The 15,987-nt window shown below is 61.5% G+C and carries 15 protein-coding genes; 5 read left to right on the forward strand and 10 right to left on the reverse strand.

Translation table 11 applies throughout. The features are described 5' to 3' along the window. Positions 1–7 precede the first annotated feature (7 nt). The 7 genes from ssuB to ABTV87_RS28125 form a co-directional block, all read right to left on the reverse strand. Positions 8–814: an aliphatic sulfonates ABC transporter ATP-binding protein gene (gene ssuB, locus ABTV87_RS28095; protein WP_221534534.1), complete on the reverse strand. Its 807-nt coding sequence runs from the start codon at positions 812–814 to the stop codon at positions 8–10. Next, positions 811–1,593, reverse strand: coding sequence for an aliphatic sulfonate ABC transporter permease SsuC (gene ssuC, locus ABTV87_RS28100; RefSeq protein WP_011336451.1), 783 nt, complete (start codon positions 1,591–1,593; stop codon positions 811–813). The genes ssuB and ssuC overlap by 4 nt, the downstream gene beginning before the upstream one ends. A gap of 9 nt (positions 1,594–1,602) precedes the next feature. Next, positions 1,603–2,751, reverse strand: coding sequence for an FMNH2-dependent alkanesulfonate monooxygenase (gene ssuD / locus ABTV87_RS28105; protein WP_011336452.1), 1,149 nt, complete (start codon positions 2,749–2,751; stop codon positions 1,603–1,605). A 25-nt stretch (positions 2,752–2,776) separates the two neighbouring features. Beyond that, positions 2,777–3,757, reverse strand: coding sequence for a sulfonate ABC transporter substrate-binding protein (locus ABTV87_RS28110; protein ID WP_007953529.1), 981 nt, complete (start codon positions 3,755–3,757; stop codon positions 2,777–2,779). Positions 3,758–3,847: 90 nt separating this feature from the next. Continuing rightward, on the reverse strand, positions 3,848–4,441 hold the full coding sequence (gene ssuE, locus ABTV87_RS28115) for an NADPH-dependent FMN reductase (protein ID WP_011336454.1): 594 nt from the start codon (positions 4,439–4,441) through the stop codon (positions 3,848–3,850). Positions 4,442–4,770: 329 nt separating this feature from the next. After that, entirely contained in the window at positions 4,771–5,409 is a 639-nt protein-coding gene (locus ABTV87_RS28120) for a peroxiredoxin (protein WP_007951774.1), read from the reverse strand. A gap of 307 nt (positions 5,410–5,716) precedes the next feature. Further along, positions 5,717–7,060: an OprD family porin gene (locus ABTV87_RS28125; protein WP_011336456.1), complete on the reverse strand. Its 1,344-nt coding sequence runs from the start codon at positions 7,058–7,060 to the stop codon at positions 5,717–5,719. 365 nt (positions 7,061–7,425) lie between these two features. On the opposite strand from ABTV87_RS28125, the gene tauA reads away from it, so the two are divergent. Continuing rightward, on the forward strand, positions 7,426–8,415 hold the full coding sequence (gene tauA / locus ABTV87_RS28130; protein WP_433898696.1) for a taurine ABC transporter substrate-binding protein: 990 nt from the start codon (positions 7,426–7,428) through the stop codon (positions 8,413–8,415). Positions 8,416–8,497: 82 nt separating this feature from the next. Here tauA and argA read toward each other — a convergent pair whose 3' ends face one another. After that, positions 8,498–9,796, reverse strand: a complete 1,299-nt coding sequence (gene argA / locus ABTV87_RS28135; RefSeq protein WP_007951778.1) for an amino-acid N-acetyltransferase — start codon at positions 9,794–9,796, stop codon at positions 8,498–8,500. A 135-nt stretch (positions 9,797–9,931) separates the two neighbouring features. Then, complete coding sequence (gene argE / locus ABTV87_RS28140; protein WP_433898697.1) at positions 9,932–11,080, reverse strand: acetylornithine deacetylase; 1,149 nt, start codon at positions 11,078–11,080, stop codon at positions 9,932–9,934. A 156-nt stretch (positions 11,081–11,236) separates the two neighbouring features. Between argE and ABTV87_RS28145 the strand changes: the two genes are divergently transcribed. Next, positions 11,237–12,607 (forward strand): inorganic triphosphatase, encoded by a 1,371-nt coding sequence (locus ABTV87_RS28145; RefSeq protein ID WP_007951783.1) that lies wholly within the window; start codon positions 11,237–11,239, stop codon positions 12,605–12,607. Positions 12,608–12,757: 150 nt separating this feature from the next. Here ABTV87_RS28145 and ABTV87_RS28150 read toward each other — a convergent pair whose 3' ends face one another. Beyond that, positions 12,758–13,228, reverse strand: a complete 471-nt coding sequence (locus ABTV87_RS28150; protein WP_007951785.1) for an Lrp/AsnC family transcriptional regulator — start codon at positions 13,226–13,228, stop codon at positions 12,758–12,760. A 126-nt stretch (positions 13,229–13,354) separates the two neighbouring features. Here ABTV87_RS28150 and ABTV87_RS28155 point away from each other — a divergent pair, with 126 nt between their 5' ends. From ABTV87_RS28155 to ABTV87_RS28165, 3 genes are all read left to right on the forward strand, one after another. Then, the gene (locus tag ABTV87_RS28155) at positions 13,355–13,693 is read left to right on the forward strand and encodes a hypothetical protein (RefSeq protein ID WP_433898698.1); all 339 of its coding nucleotides are present in this window, start codon (positions 13,355–13,357) and stop codon (positions 13,691–13,693) included. Positions 13,694–13,783: 90 nt separating this feature from the next. Beyond that, positions 13,784–15,568 carry a GspE/PulE family protein gene (locus ABTV87_RS28160; RefSeq protein WP_433898699.1) on the forward strand — a complete coding sequence of 595 codons (1,785 nt, stop codon included), beginning with the start codon at positions 13,784–13,786 and terminating at the stop codon, positions 15,566–15,568. Positions 15,569–15,637: 69 nt separating this feature from the next. Then, positions 15,638–15,955, forward strand: coding sequence for a DUF2388 domain-containing protein (locus ABTV87_RS28165; protein ID WP_007951791.1), 318 nt, complete (start codon positions 15,638–15,640; stop codon positions 15,953–15,955). The last annotated feature ends 32 nt before the right edge of the window (positions 15,956–15,987 follow it).

A 15,987-nucleotide genomic window follows, 5' to 3' on the forward strand; every position in this document is an offset into this window, starting at 1 on the left:
GCTTGAGTTATTGAGCCCAACGCAGTTGCGTAGGCAAGGGTGAAACGGGTTCCGGCGCCGGCGGCTCGCCGGGCAGGGACAACACACGGTTGAGTACTTCGGTTTCCAGCGCCGCCAGGCGATGGGAGCCACGCACCCGAGGGCGCGGCAGCTCCACTTGCAGGTCGAGGCCGACTTCGCCGTCCTCGATCAGAATCACCCGGTCGGCAATCGCCACCGCTTCGCTGACGTCGTGGGTCACCAGCAACACGGTGAAACCATGCTGTTGCCAGAGACGTTCGATCAGTTGCTGCATCTCGATGCGGGTCAGCGCATCCAGCGCGCCCAGCGGCTCGTCGAGCAGCAACAGACGCGGTTGATGAATCAGCGCCCGGGCCAGCGCCACGCGCTGCTTCTGCCCGCCGGACAGCGCCGCCGGCCATTCATTGGCGCGATCGGCGAGGCCGACCGCATCCAGCGCCTGCAAGGCTTGTGGACGCCAGTTGCCTTTGAGGCCGAGCCCGACGTTGTCGATGATCTTTTTCCACGGCAGCAGCCGTGCTTCCTGGAACATCAGCCGGGTGTCATCCCGCGCATCGCTGAGCGGTGCAGCACCGGCGAGCAGATCGCCGCCGGTGGGTTGGTCGAGACCGGCGAGCAAGCGCAGCAACGTGCTTTTGCCGCATCCGCTGCGCCCGACCACGGCGACGAATTGCCCCGCCGGAATGTGCAGATCGATGTCACGCAGTACCTGCCGCGAGCCGAAAGTCTTTTGCAGGTTGCGCACCGCCAGCGGAATCCCGCGCAGCAGGCGTGGAGGTTGTTGAGCGGTCATGCCGCACCTCCCTTGGCAACCTGATAGGCCGGATGCCAGCGCAACCACACACGCTCAAGGCCACGAGCCGCGAGGTCGGCCAGCTTGCCGAGCACCGCGTACAGCAGAATCGCCAGCACCACCACGTCGGTCTGCAAAAACTCGCGGGCATTCATCGCCAGGTAACCGATGCCCGAGCTCGCGGAGATGGTTTCCGCCACGATCAGGGTCAGCCACATGAAGCCCAGGGCGAAGCGCACGCCGACCAGAATCGAAGGCAGCGCACCCGGCAGAATCACCTGCCAGAACAGGCTGAAACCGGACAGGCCATAACTGCGGGCCATTTCCACCAGCGCCGGGTCGACGTTGCGGATGCCGTGATAGGTGTTGAGGTAGATCGGGAACAGCGTGCCCAATGCCACCAGAAAAATCTTCGCCGACTCGTCGATGCCGAACCACAGGATCACCAGCGGAATCAGCGCCAGGTGCGGCACGTTGCGGATCATCTGCACCGAGCTGTCGAGCAGGCGTTCGCCCCACTTCGACAGGCCGGTGATGAAACCCAGCACCAGGCCGATGCTGCCACCGATAGTGAAGCCCAGCGCGGCGCGCCAGCCGCTGATTGCCAGGTGCGTCCAGATTTCGCCGCTGCGCACCAGGCTGACGCCGGCTTCGATCACCGCCACCGGCGCCGGCAGAATCCGCGTCGACAGCCAACCCGCCGACACCGACAACTGCCACACCGCCAGCAACAACACCGGCAACGCCCAGGGCGCGAGGCTGTGGATAAATTTCTTCATGGCGGCGCCTCAGCTCTGGGACGCGGCTTTGGGAAGAATGTCGTTGGCCACCATCTCGCCGAACGGGCTGACGTAACCTGCGCTTTTCGGCAATTCCGGACGCTCGACGTCGAGGTGCGGGAACAGCAGCTCGGCCACCCGATACGACTCTTCGAGGTGTGGATAACCGGAGAAGATGAAGGTATCGATGCCCAGATCCGCGTATTCCTTCACGCGCGCCGCCACGGTCGGGCCGTCGCCAACCAGCGCGGTACCGGCACCGCCGCGCACCAGACCGACGCCGGCCCACAGGTTCGGGCTGACTTCGAGGTTGTCGCGGCTGCCACCGTGCAGCGCGGCCATGCGTTGCTGGCCCACCGAATCGAACCGCGCCAGCGATGCCTGGGCACGTTTGATGGTGTCGTCATCCAGATGAGAAATCAGGCGATCTGCCGCTTGCCAGGCTTCGGCGTTGGTTTCCCGCACGATCACATGCAGACGAATGCCGAAACGCACGGTACGGCCGAGCTTGGCGGCCTTGGCGCGCACCTGTTCAATCTTCTCGGCAACAGCGGCGGGCGGCTCGCCCCAGGTCAGGACCATTTCCACTTGTTCGGCGGCCAGATCCTGCGCGGCTTCCGACGAGCCACCGAAATACAGCGGCGGACGCGGTTGCTGGATCGGCGGATAGAGCAATTTGGCGCCCTTCACGCTGATGTGCTCGCCGTCGTAATCCACGGTTTCGCCTTCCAGCACCCGACGCCAGATCCGGGTGAATTCCACCGAGGCCTGATAGCGCGCTTCGTGATCGAGGAACAGACCGTCGCCGGCCAACTCTTCCGGATCGCCACCGGTCACCAGGTTGAACAGCGCACGACCGCCGGACAACCGATCCAGCGTTGCCGCCTGACGCGCCGCCACCGTCGGGGAAATGATCCCGGGGCGCAGGGCGACAAGGAATTTCAGACGCTGAGTCACCGGGATCAGCGATGCCGCCACCAGCCACGAATCCTCGCAGGAACGACCGGTGGGAATCAGCACGCCGCCAAAACCCAGTCGATCCGCCGCTTGCGCGACCTGTTGCAGATAGCCGTGGTCGACGGCGCGGGCGCCTTCGGCGGTGCCAAGGTAATGGCCGTCGCCGTGGGTTGGCAGGAACCAGAAGATGTTGAGGCTCATGGAGTGGTCTCCTTGGGGATTCGATTTACTGGGCTTGGGTGACCGAGCTTTGGGCCACAGCGGCCGGTGGGGTCCAGATCACGTCCTTGATGCTCAACGGCTTGGGGATCAGCTTGAGCTGGTAGAAGGTGTCGGCGATTTTCTGTTGTGCGGCGACCACTTCCGGGGTCAGGAACAACGCGCCGTAGCCCTGGCGTTTCACCGAGGTCAGGGTGATGTCTGCCGGCAGGCCGAGCAGCGGCGACACCTGTTGGGTCACGTCTTCCGGGTTGGCCTTGGACCACTCGCCGACGGCGCGCACTTCTTCCACGAGGGTCTTGATCACCTCGGGATTTTTCTGTGCGTAGGGTTTGGTCGCCAGGTAGAACTGGTGGTTGTCGACGATGCCTTTGCCGTCACGCAGGGTGTGCGCTTGCAGCTGTTTCTCGGCGGCGGCCTGGTACGGGTCCCAGATGACCCAAGCGTCGACGCTGCCACGTTCGAACGCGGCGCGGGCATCGGCCGGCGGCAGGAATACGGTTTGAATGTCGGTGTACTTGAGGCCGGCGTCTTCCAGCGCACGCACCAGCAGGTAGTGAACGTTGGAGCCTTTGTTCAGGGCGACTTTCTTGCCCTTGAGATCCGCCACCGATTTGATCGGCGAATCTTTCGGCACGAGGATCGCTTCGCTGTTCGGCGCTGGTGGCTCGTAAGCCACGTAGAGCAGATCGGCACCGGCCGCCTGGGCAAAGACCGGCGGGGTTTCGCCGGTGACGCCGAAGTCGATCGAGCCGACGTTCAGGCCTTCCAGAAGTTGCGGGCCGCCGGGGAATTCAGTCCATTGCACGTCGACGCCTTGGGCGGCGAGGCGTTTCTCCAGCGTGCCTTTGGCTTTGAGCAGCACCAGCGTGCCGTATTTCTGATAACCGATTCTTAGCGTCTCGGCCTGAGCTTGAGTGATGGCGCCGAAGGACACAGCCGCAGCAAACAGAGCGACCAGACCACGACGCAAAAATACAGTGCGCATAGCGCTCTCCTTTTTGCTGTTGGGTTTTGGCTGCACCTGCTTGGCCGTTGGCGGCTGAGTAAGGTGAGTACTTCAAATGCGGGTGAAGCTTCAAATGCTCCAGCGAGCACTCAACAAACGTTCGTTCAACAGCCCCGGCTCCAGCGGCTTCGGCCGGCGGGCCATGGCGCTGACAAACTGGTCCAGCGCTTCATGCAGTCGCTGTTCCAGGGCCGGCGCCAACTGCGCCTGGGCACTGCCCTCGCCGTAGGCGATCTGGCTGTCCTCGGCAAAGATTCCTTGCAGCATTTCCTGGGCCTTCAACGCCGACAGCACAGGCTTGAGGGCGTAATCGACCACCAGCATGTGGGCGATGCTGCCGCCGGTAGCCATCGGCAGGACAATCTTGTGGTTCAGCGCACGCTCGGGCAGCAGATCCAGCACGGTCTTCAGGGCGCCGGAGAACGACGCCTTGTACACCGGCGTGGCGATCAGCAGGCCATCGGCGTTTTCAATCTGTTGCAGCAGGTCGAGCACCTTCGGGCTGTCGAAGCGGGCGTGGAGAAGATCTTCGGCCGGGAAGTCCCGCACCTGATAACTCACCACTTCCACCCCTTGCTGCTGCAACCAGCGTTGCGAGCGCTCCAGCAACACCCCGGAGCGGGAACGTTGACTGGGACTGCCACCGAGTGAGACGACCAGCATTCAGACGATTCCTTGCGCGTTACAGGCGATTCGCGGGTTGCGATCTCGCTTCGATGTCAGTGACCTTACCAGCTGATTCATATATCCATAAATCATATTTATTCATTTGGTTATTCTTTATGGAGATATGCATTTCACTTTCCTGCGGGCAAAAAAACAGGCCGTGAAAACGGCCTGAAACCCTGCATCGTGGTTCGTACTGATCGCTCCCTGACTGATCGTTCCCACGCTCCGCGTGGGAATGCCGCCCGTGACGCTCTGCGTCACAGTGGACGCGGAGCGTCCATGTATTCATTCCCACGCGGAGCGTGGGAACGATCCGAGGTAGGTTATTTGTTCGGCTGTGGGGTGAGGCGCAGGTACGGTTTCACCGCGCGGTAGCCCTTCGGAAAGCGTTGCTTGATTTCGTCTTCGTCCTTGAGCGACGGCACGATCACCACTTCTTCACCGTCCTGCCAGTTGGCCGGGGTGGCCACCTTGTAGTTGTCGGTGAGCTGCAGCGAATCGATCACCCGCAGGATCTCGTGGAAGTTGCGCCCGGTGCTCGCCGGGTAGGTGATGGTCAGGCGGATCTTCTTGTTCGGATCGATCACGAACAGCGAACGCACGGTCAGGGTGTCGTTGGCGTTCGGGTGGATCAGATCGTACAGATCGGACACCTTGCGATCGGCATCGGCCAGGATCGGGAAGTTGACGATGGTGTTCTGGGTTTCGTTGATGTCCTCGATCCACTTGTGGTGCGAGTCCACCGGGTCGACCGACAGTGCAATGGCTTTCACGCCACGCTGGGTGAACTCGTCCTTGAGCTTGGCAGTGAAGCCCAGCTCGGTGGTGCAGACCGGGGTGAAGTCCGCCGGGTGGGAAAACAGCACGCCCCAGCTATCGCCCAGCCATTCGTGGAAACGAATCTTGCCGGCGCTGGAATCCTGTTCGAAATCGGGGGCGATATCGCCAAGTCTGAGGCTCATGGTGCGGCTCCTGATGAGTGGTTGGAGACCTCAACTGTAGCTCGGGATTCGATCTTCTGAAAAAGAATAAATAACTAGATATTTATATCTTTAAAGAATATTAAACATCTGTTCACTGGACGTCCCGCAGCATCGCGACGAACATCGCCCTCAAGGTTCGAGAAGGCCTTGAGTTGCTGTAAAGAGGGGAACATCGGGAACGGCTTACGGGGGTGAGCCGGACCCGAAAACGCAAAAGCCCCGTCCGGCGCGATGCCGGACGGGGCTTTTTTACATCGGTTTTTTACATCAGTGCAGGAGCGCGCTATTACAGCAGCGGGATCGAGTAGCTGACGATCAGGCGGTTTTCGTCCTGCGAACGGGTGTTCGGCAGGTCGGTGCGCCATACAGCGTTTTTCCACATCAGGCCGACGTTCTTGAACGGACCTTCCGGTACGACGTAACCAATGGTGAAGTCGCGTTCCCACTCGGAACGGTTCGAAGCGCTTTCGCGACCGTTGGTGCCAACGGTGTCGATCGAATCGCCTTTCAGGTAAACCACACCGGCGGTCAGGCCAGGTACGCCGACTTTGGCGAAGTCATAGGAGTAGCGAGCTTGCCAGGTTTTCTCGCCGGCACGGCCGAACTTCTGGATCTGCATGTCGGTGATGGTGTAGTTCGACGAACCGTCGCCCTGGTTCAGCCAAGGGAAGTCGGAGCTGCCGTTGGAAACCTGGTAACCGCCACCGAAGGTGTGACCTTCAACGGTGTACAGGAACAGGCCGCTGTACAGGTTGTTGTCGACTTCGCCACGACCGTTGCGCACGCCGGTGTAGTTACCGGTGCTGAAGTACGCAGGATCAGTGCCGTTCTTGCCGTCGTCGGAGCTGTTGAAGTAACGGAAGTCAGACTTCAATACGCCCGGGCCGATGGCCCAGTTGTGTACCAGACCCAGGAAGTGCTGCTTGTAGAAGTCTTCCAGGTTGCCGTAGTAGTACTGGGCAGTCAGGTCTTTGGTGATCTTGTAGTCACCACCGGCGTAGATGAACTTGTTGCTGTCACGGAAGCCAGTACCACGGCTGTTGGCGCCGCTGATGGACAGGTTTTCGTTGTTGCTGGAGTTACGGCCTTTCACGGCTTCGATCTGACCACCGACCAGAGTCAGGTCCTTGATTTCGCCAGAAGTGATCTGGCCGCCCTGCCAGGTTTGTGGCAGCAGACGACCGTCGTTGGTCACGATGACCGGGTTCTTCGGCTGCAGGGTACCCAGCTTCAGTTCAGTCTGGGAGATCTTGGCTTTGGCAGTCAGACCCAGGCTGGAGAAGTTGTCTACGGCTTTACCGTTGGACTCGCTCGGGAACACAGTGCCGCCGTAAGCGGTGCCGCTGTTGCCGTTGGTGCCGCCGCCCGAATCCAGACGCACGCCCAGCAGGCCGATGGCGTCGATACCGAAGCCCACAGTGCCTTGGGTGTAACCGGAGATGAAACGCAGATCGAAGCCTTGGCCCCACTCTTCGTTCTTGTTGGCGCCAGCGCCATCGCGGTTGTCAGTGTTGATGTAGAAGTTACGCAGCCCCAAGGTGGCCTTGCTGTCTTCGATGAAACCGGCGGCGCCTGCCTGCTGCGCCAAAACCCCTACGGCCACGGCCAGGGCCAAGGTGGACTTGTTCATGTTTCGCTCCTCTCGTTTCTAATTCTTGTGTTCCTGGTCCGGGGTCTGATGCCCCTGGATCCTAAGATGCGCGATTAGCGCCAGACCGTGACTGACAAGTCAATCGTAACCTTGTGTGTCTACGACCAAGGTCTAATCGCAGTTATTTGGTCCCTGCAGGGTAAAGACTTCCTGATAAACCCAAAAAGAATTTATTCATTCTTTTTCATACCATTCGGCTATATGGCCAGCCAATTGCCATCTTCACCGGGATACAGCGTATCGGCGACTAAGCTCATTACTAAATGGTATTTGTTAGCCTTTTTTTAGATCGATTAGCTTTGACGCAACCCCGATTCGTCAATCCCTATCAAAAAGGCGACGCCATGATGGCCAAACGCGCACTATCTAGTCAATTTGTTACAGTTTGTGTGTCGGCGCTGATTTCTTTTTCAGCCCATGCCGCCAACCTTTCCGTGGGCTACCAGACCGGTATCGACCCGAGCAAAGTCCCTCAGGCCGACGGCATCTACGAGAAAACCATCGGCGAGAAGATCGACTGGCGCCGGTTCAACAGCGGCCCGGAAGTTGTGACAGCCATTGCCTCCGGCGATGTGCAGATCGGCAACCTCGGCTCCAGCCCGCTGGCGGCCGCCGCCTCGCGCAATCTGCCGATCGTTGCCTTCATCGTCTCGGCGCAGATCAATGCCGCCGAAGCGCTAGTGGTGCGTAACGGCAGCGGTATCAACAAGCCCGAAGACCTGATCGGCAAGACCATCGCCACCCCGTTCGTCTCCACCTCCCACTACAGCCTGCTCGGTGCCCTCAAGCACTGGGGCCTGGACACCACGAAAGTCAAAGTGGTGAACCTGCAACCCGCAGAAATCGCGGCCGCCTGGAAACGTGGCGACATCGACGGCGCCTTTGTCTGGTCGCCGGCGCTGGGCGAAATCCGCAAGACCGGCAAGACCCTGACCGATGCCGCGCAGGTCGGCCAGTGGGGCGCGCCGACCTTCGAAGTCTGGGTCGCACGCAAGGACTTTGCCGAGAAGCATCCTGAAGTCGTGGCCAAATTCGCCAAGGTGACTCTGGACTCGTTCGCTGATTACGCCGCCCATAAAGACAGCTGGACGGCCGACTCGGTGCCTGTACAGAAAATCGCCAAACTGACCGGTGCCAATGCTGCCGACGTTCCGGAATTGCTCGCCGGTTCGGCCTTCCCGGACGCCAAGGCGCAACAAACCACGGCGCTGCTGGACGGCGGCACGGCGAAGGCGATTGGTGAGACGGCGAAGTTCTTGAAGGAACAGGGCAAGGTCGAAAGCGTTTTGCCTGACTACTCGCCTTATGTCAGTGCGAAGTTTGTAACCGAATAAACGCTATCGCGAGCAGGCTCGCTCCCACACAGGCTCAGTGAACCTTTGTGGGAGCGAGCCTGCTCGCGATGAGGGCGTCACATCACAGAGACTTTTCGAAGATCTTCGAATTGCGCTGATAGTTATAGAGAGAAGCCCGCGCTGCCGGCAGGCGCTCGACGCTGCTCGGCTCGAAACCGCGCTCACGGAACCAGTGGGCGGTACGGGTGGTAAGGACGAACAGGGTTTTCAGGCCCTGCGCCCGGGCACGGGTCTCGATGCGCTCGAGCAATTCGTCGCCGCGACCGCCATGGCGATACTCGGGGTTCACCGCCAGGCACGCCAGCTCGCCGGCATCCGAATCGGCAATCTGATACAGCGCCGCACAGGCGATGATCATCCCTTCACGCTCGACCACGCTGAACTGCTCGATTTCACGTTCCAGCACTTCGCGGGAACGGCGCACCAGAATCCCCTGCTCTTCCAGCGGGCTGATCAGGTCCAGCAAGCCACCGACGTCTTCAATCGCCGCCTCGCGTACCAGTTCGAATTGCTCTTGGGCCACCAGCGTACCGCCACCGTCACGGGTGAACAGTTCGGTCAGCAGCGCGCCGTCCTCGGCATAACTGACGATATGGCTGCGCGCCACGCCGCCACGGCAGGCTTCGGCGGCGGCATCCAGCAGTTCCGCCTGATAGTTGCTGCCCAGACGCTGCAAATGCGCCGGCACCTGTTGCGGGCGCAGCTCGCGCACCAGTTTGCCGTTTTCGTCGATCAGACCGAGGTCGGCACCGAACAGCAGCAGCTTGTCGGCGCCCAGATCAATGGCGGCGCGGGTGGCGACGTCTTCGCAGGCCAGGTTGAAGATTTCACCGGTCGGCGAATAACCCAGCGGCGACAGCAGCACGATGGAGCGCTCGTCGAGCAGGCGGTTGATGCCTTTGCGGTCGACCCGGCGCACTTCGCCGGTGTGGTGATAGTCGACGCCTTCCAGCACGCCGATCGGCCGCGCCGTCACAAGGTTGCCGCTGGCCACCCGCAGGCGCGAGCCCTGCATCGGCGACGAAGCCATGTCCATCGACAACCGTGCCTCGATGGCAATGCGCAGTTGGCCGACCGCGTCGATCACGCATTCCAGCGTCGCGGCATCGGTGATGCGCATGCCGTGGTGGTAATGCGGGGTCAGGCCGCGGGCGGCAAGGCGGGTTTCGATCTGCGGACGGGAACCATGCACCAGCACCAGCCGCACGCCGAGGCTGTGCAGCAACACGATGTCATGGACGATGTTGCCGAAATTCGGATGCTCCACGCCGTCGCCCGGAAGCATGACGACGAAGGTGCAATCGCGGTGAGCATTGATATAGGGAGACGCGTGGCGAAGCCAATTGACGTATTCGGGCATGAACCTGGGCCTGTAATAAATAGCAGCCGGAAAAGGGGCGAAACGGAAAACGCACAGCGGGCTGATGGTTATCGTCGGAACAGGCTTGGCGACACGCGCGCTCTCCTCATGAATACGGGTGGGTGTTTGGGCAATTTATACAGCTTTGAGACAGTAATGTTCGATCAACTGCCGCAATAGATGCACGGTAGGCTGCAAACGTGACATTTCGAGGTACTCGTCCGGCTGGTGCGCACAGGCGATGTCGCCGGGGCCGAGCACGATGGTTTCGCAGCCAAGGTGCTGAAGATAAGGCGCTTCGGTGCCGAACGCTACCGCTTCGGCCGCGTGACCGGTGAGTTTTTCGGCAATTCGCACCAGCTCCGCGTCTTCGGCCTGCTCGAACGGCGGCACTTCGGGAAACAGCGGCGCGTAATCGATCTTCACCTGATGGCGCTCGGCGACCGGGTTGAGCCTGCGCAGAATCTCGCTGCGCAAGAGCTTGGGGTCCATCCCCGGCAGCGGCCGCAGGTCGAACTCCAGCGAACACTGGCCGCAGATGCGGTTGGGGTTATCGCCACCGTGGATGCAGCCGAAGTTCATGGTCGGCTGCGGCACGCTGAACTGCGGGTTGTTGAATTCACGCTGCCACAGCAGGCGCAGGCCGCGCAGTTCGCCGATGGCATCGTGCATCGCTTCGAGGGCGCTGTGTCCCAGGCGCGGATCCGACGAATGGCCGCTCTGCCCGAGGATATCGATGCGTTCCATCATGATGCCTTTGTGCATGCGGATCGGCTTGAGCCCGGTCGGCTCACCGATCACCGCCGCCCGGCCCAGCGGTCGCCCCGCTTCGGCCAGCGCCCGGGCACCGGACATCGAGCTTTCTTCATCGCAGGTGGCGAGGATCAGCAGCGGTTGCTTGAACGGCTGGTCGAGCAGCGGTTGTACGGCTTCGATGATCAGGGCGAAAAAGCCCTTCATGTCGCAACTGCCGAGGCCGACCCAACGGCCATCAACTTCGGTGAGTTTCAGCGGATCGGTTTTCCACAGCGCATCGTCGTACGGCACCGTGTCGCTGTGCCCGGCCAGCACCAGCCCGCCGGGGCCGCTGCCAAAACTGGCAAGCAGGTTGAATTTTCCGGGGCTGACCTGCTGGATATCGCAGCTGAAACCGAGGTCGCCGAGCCAGCCCGCAAGCAGATCGATCACCGCCCGGTTGGACTGATCGAGCCGCGGCTGGGTGCAACTGACCGACGGCGCGGCGATCAGTGCAGCGAACTGGTCTTGCATGGACGGCAAAGGCATCGCTGACTCCAACTCCCGGATTGAGGTTCATCATAGAACCATCCGGCGCCGAGAATAAACCGCCGCAAAGCGTAGGAAGGTTCAGTCCTGTACACTGCACGGCCTTGGCAGCCACACATTCCCCCGGCTGCGCTCCCGATCCTGGATTTTCCGGCCATGCAGAAAGAAACCGAAATCAAACTCCGCGTCAGCCGCGAAACCCTCGCCGCCCTGCGCGAGCACCCTCTCCTGAAAAAACGCAACAAAAGTGGCTGGGAACGCCGTGAGTTGATGAATCAGTACTTCGACACGCCTGAGCGTGACCTGGCCCGGGCCAAGGTTGCCCTGCGCCTGCGCAAGGACGGCGAAGAAGTGATTCAGACCCTCAAGACCCGTGGCCAGAGCGTTGCCGGTCTGTCCGAGCGTAACGAGTACGACTGGAACCTGCCCAAAGCCAAGCTCGACGTGAAGAAACTCGACGGCGAATGCTGGCCCGAGTCCCTCGCCGAGCTGGACAAGAAAACCCTGAAGCCGATCTTCACCACCGACTTCGTCCGCGAGCGCGCCGAAATCGCCTGGGGCCGTGGCAAGACCAAAGTGGTCATCGAAGCCGCGCTGGACCTGGGCCACGTGGTGGTCGGCAAGCAGAAAGAAGAAATCTGCGAGCTGGAACTGGAACTGCGCGAAGGCGAGCCTGCCGCGCTGCTGGAACTGGCCGCCGAACTGGCCGAAACCCTGGCCCTGATGCCATGCGACATCAGCAAGGCCGAACGCGGCTATCGCCTGTATGACGCCAACAGCTACTCGCTGAGCCTGCCGGCGCCGGCCATCACCGCCGAAACTCCGCTGGACGACGCCTTCGCCGCCCTGGCCTGGCACTTGCTCGGCAGCAGCCAGCGTCTGGCCGAACAGTATCGCTTCAACGGCCACTGGCGCCTGTTGCAGGACTGGGTCGAGAACCTCGCGGAAATGCGCGCCCTGCTGAGCAGCCTCGGCCAGGCCGCACCGCGTCCGTCGACCCACGACTTGCGCGTGGCGCTGGATGCCCTGCTGGAAGACTGGCGTCCGCTGGTCCAGGTTGGCATCGAAGACGAAGACGTGCGCAAAGCCGCGCCGGAGCAGTTCCTCGAAGAACTGGAAGACCCGCGCTGGGGCCTGTTCTCGCTGAACGCTTCGCGCTGGTTGCTGGCTCGCACCTGGACGGCTGACCGCAACACCCGTGGCAATCGCCAGGGTGCCGCGCAGTTGCAAAGCTGGCTGCCGCGCCTGCTGGGCGAAGAAGCCACTTCGCTGCAACTGCAGCGCTATCAGCAGCAGCCGGAAGATCTGGCCGAGCAACTGCCACGCATCGAACGCATCCAGGTCTGGCTGCACCACGCGCGCAACGTGCTGGAGATCCCGGAAATGGATCGTCTGTACGGCGAGCTGAACAAACTGGCGCAACTGGCCAACGAGCCGACCATCACCGACGAACTGCTCGATGCACGCAAGCATCAGGCGATTGCGGTGTACCAGAATCGCGCCTGGAAAATGCTGCTGCGCATGTAACACCGCCATCGCCAGCAGACTGTGATCGTTCCCACGTCGAGGCGTCGAACCGTCTGCGTGGGAATGCCTCAATGGACGCTCTGCGTCCGCTTTGGGACGCGGAGCGTCCCGGGCTGCATTCCCACGCGGAGCGTGGGAACGATCATCAAATCAGCGCAGTACCGGCAAACTCGTCGTCGACTTGATCTCCGACAGCGCCACAATCGAGTTCACTTCCTGAATCCCCGGCACCAGCGACAGCTTCTCGAAGAAGAACCGCTCATACGCCTCGATGTCCGCCGCGACAATCCGCAACAGAAAATCCACCGCCCCCATCAGCACGTAACACTCCAGCACTTCGGGAAAACCGCGAATCGCCTCGGTGAACTCAGTGAAGTTCGAACGGCCGTGGGCGTTGAGTTTGATCTCGGCGAAGATCTGCGTGTTCAGGCCGATCTTCTTGCGATCGAGCAAAGTCACCTGGCCACGAATGATCCCCTCCTCCTTCATCCGCTGAATCCGCCGCCAGCACGGCGACTGCGACAGGCCAACCTGTTCGGCGATCTGTGCGCTGGACAAGGAAGCGTCCTCTTGCAGCAGGGCGAGAATGCGCCGGTCGTAGCTGTCCAGCTCGCTGTGCATAAATAATCCCCAAAATAAGCCAATGGCGAATTGATCAACCTTACCAATCGCCTGATCAGCTCATCTTAGACAAGAAATGCCCGGCATCGGATGTAAAAATTCCTCCACTGATTCCGGAGACCTGCCATGCCATACCTCGAAGCCGTCAACACCCCTGCGCCCCGTGCCGATGTGTGGAACGCCAGCAACGCCCATTGCCTTGCGCAGTACCAGATCCTGGCCGAGGCCGAGCCGGATTTGCTGGTGCGGGTGCTGAACCTGTTCGCCTTGCAGTGCCTCACCCCGGAACAGGTGAATGTCCAGCGGCTGGACGATCTGCTGTCGATCAACATCGTCATGAGCGGCCTGAGCTGGCACCGCGCCCAGGTGATCGCGGAAAAACTTCGTAACCTGATCAGCGTCTGCTCGGTGAACCTGCAAAACCCCGACGCGGCGTGGGATGCGCCGGCGCAGGCGGTCGGCTGACAAGAACCGAAACGTCTTCGTCGGGTAGTGGCCCAACGGTCGGCGGGGCCACGACTATCCTTTGCGCACTGTCGTTCAAAAGGAGCCCGCATGTCCGTTCAACTCGCCACTCAGGACCGCTGGCTGGATCTCAATGAGGTACTGCGTGAACTGGTCGCCCAGGGGTTCATCTGCCAGGACTCGGCCGAGCAGGCGCTGAATGCCCGGCGTCGGCATGCCGCCCATGGCCAGAAGCATCCGCTGGAATTCATCGCCAGCCAGCAACTGGACGATCTCAGCCGTCCGGGCAAACACCTCGACCTGGAAAGCCTGACCCTGTGGCTGGCGCAGCAGGCCGGCCAGCCGTACCTGCGGATCGATCCGCTGAAGATCAACGTCGCGGCCATCACGCCGCTGATGTCCTATGCCTTCGCCCAGCGCCACAAGATCCTCGCGGTATCGGTCGACCGAGACGCGGTGACCGTGGCCAGCGCCCAACCCTACGTCAGCGGCTGGGAGGCGGATCTGACTCACGTCCTGAAGCTGCCGATCAAACGGGTGGTGGCCAACCCGGCGGACATCCAGCGTTTCAGCGTCGAATTCTTTCGTCTCGCAAAATCGGTCAGCGGCGCCAGCAATGCCGATGCGCAGAGCGGCAACCTCGGCAACTTCGAACAACTGCTCAACCTCGGCGCCAGCGATCAGGAGCCGGACGCCAACGACGCGCACATCGTCAACATCGTCGACTGGCTGTTCCAGTACGCCTTCCAGCAGCGGGCCAGCGATATCCACATCGAACCCCGGCGCGAGCAAGGCACGGTGCGTTTTCGCATCGACGGCGTGCTGCACAACGTCTATCAATTCCCGCCGCAGGTGACGATGGCCATCGTCAGCCGCCTGAAAAGCCTTGGCCGGATGAACGTCGCCGAGAAGCGCAAACCCCAGGACGGCCGGGTCAAGACCAAGACCCCGGACGGCGGCGAGGTCGAGCTGCGGTTGTCGACCCTGCCCACTGCGTTCGGCGAAAAAATGGTGATGCGGATCTTCGACCCGGAAGTGCTGCTCAAGGATTTCGATCAGCTGGGGTTTTCCACCGACGACCTGAGGCGCTGGCAGGACATGACCCGTCAGCCCAACGGCATCATCCTGGTCACCGGCCCGACCGGCTCCGGCAAGACCACGACGCTGTACACCACACTGAAAAAACTGGCGACTCCGGAGGTCAACCTCTGCACCATCGAGGACCCGATCGAGATGGTCGAGCCGGCCTTCAACCAGATGCAGGTCCAGCACAACATCGACCTGACGTTCGCCGCCGGCGTGCGAGCGCTGATGCGGCAAGACCCGGACATCATCATGATCGGCGAGATCCGCGACCTGGAAACCGCCGAAATGGCGATTCAGGCCGCGCTGACCGGGCACCTGGTGCTCTCGACCCTGCACACCAACGATGCGCCGAGCGCCATCAGCCGTCTGCTGGAACTCGGCGTGCCGCATTACCTGATAAAGGCCACCGTGCTCGGTGTGATGGCGCAACGACTGGTGCGAACACTGTGCCCGCACTGCAAGGCGCCGCTGACACTTGATGAAGAAGACTGGCAAACCCTGACCCGACCGTGGCAGGCGCCGCTGCCGGGCAATGCGCAACGGGCCATCGGTTGCCTGGAGTGCCGCGACACCGGTTATCACGGCCGCGCCGGGGTCTACGAAATCATGCAACTGAGCGACAGCCTCAAGGCCTTGATCAGCCCCGACACCGATCTCACCGCAATCCGCCGGCAGGCGTTCAAGGAAGGCATGCGCAGCCTGCGATTGTCCGGCGCGCAGAAAGTCGCGGCCGGGCTGACAACCCTTGAGGAAGTGTTGCGGGTGACACCACAGAGCGAGCAGAAATAGCCGCTCACGGAACCGGATCGGGGAAACGGCGATCCAACCGGTTATTCAACACCAGTGGAGTCACCCAACATGCGTCTCAAACTTGCTGTCGCCACCCTTGCCCTGCTGTCTCTGCCCGTCGGTTCGGCAATGGCCGACAGCTTTTGGCGTAACGTCATTTCGTCCGGTGCGACCACCGGCTCGACCTACCTGACCTTCAAGGATCACAAACTGATCGTTGCCGCCCAGGACGATGCCGGCAGCTTCGTCGCCAGCGACGGCGGTATCCGTGGCCCGTACCTGGAAGCGGCGATGCAGAAAGTCCGCGCCGACAACCCGGGCCTGCAGGCAACGGACATGGAACTGGCGAACGCGATTCTGGCGAAGAACGCCGTGGCGTCGGAATAACCTTCCGGACAGACAAAAATGCCGCTCATATG

This window comes from Pseudomonas sp. PSE1(2024), assembly GCF_050990555.1.
In the GTDB taxonomy this organism is placed as follows: Bacteria; Pseudomonadota; Gammaproteobacteria; order Pseudomonadales; family Pseudomonadaceae; genus Aquipseudomonas; species Aquipseudomonas aphyarum.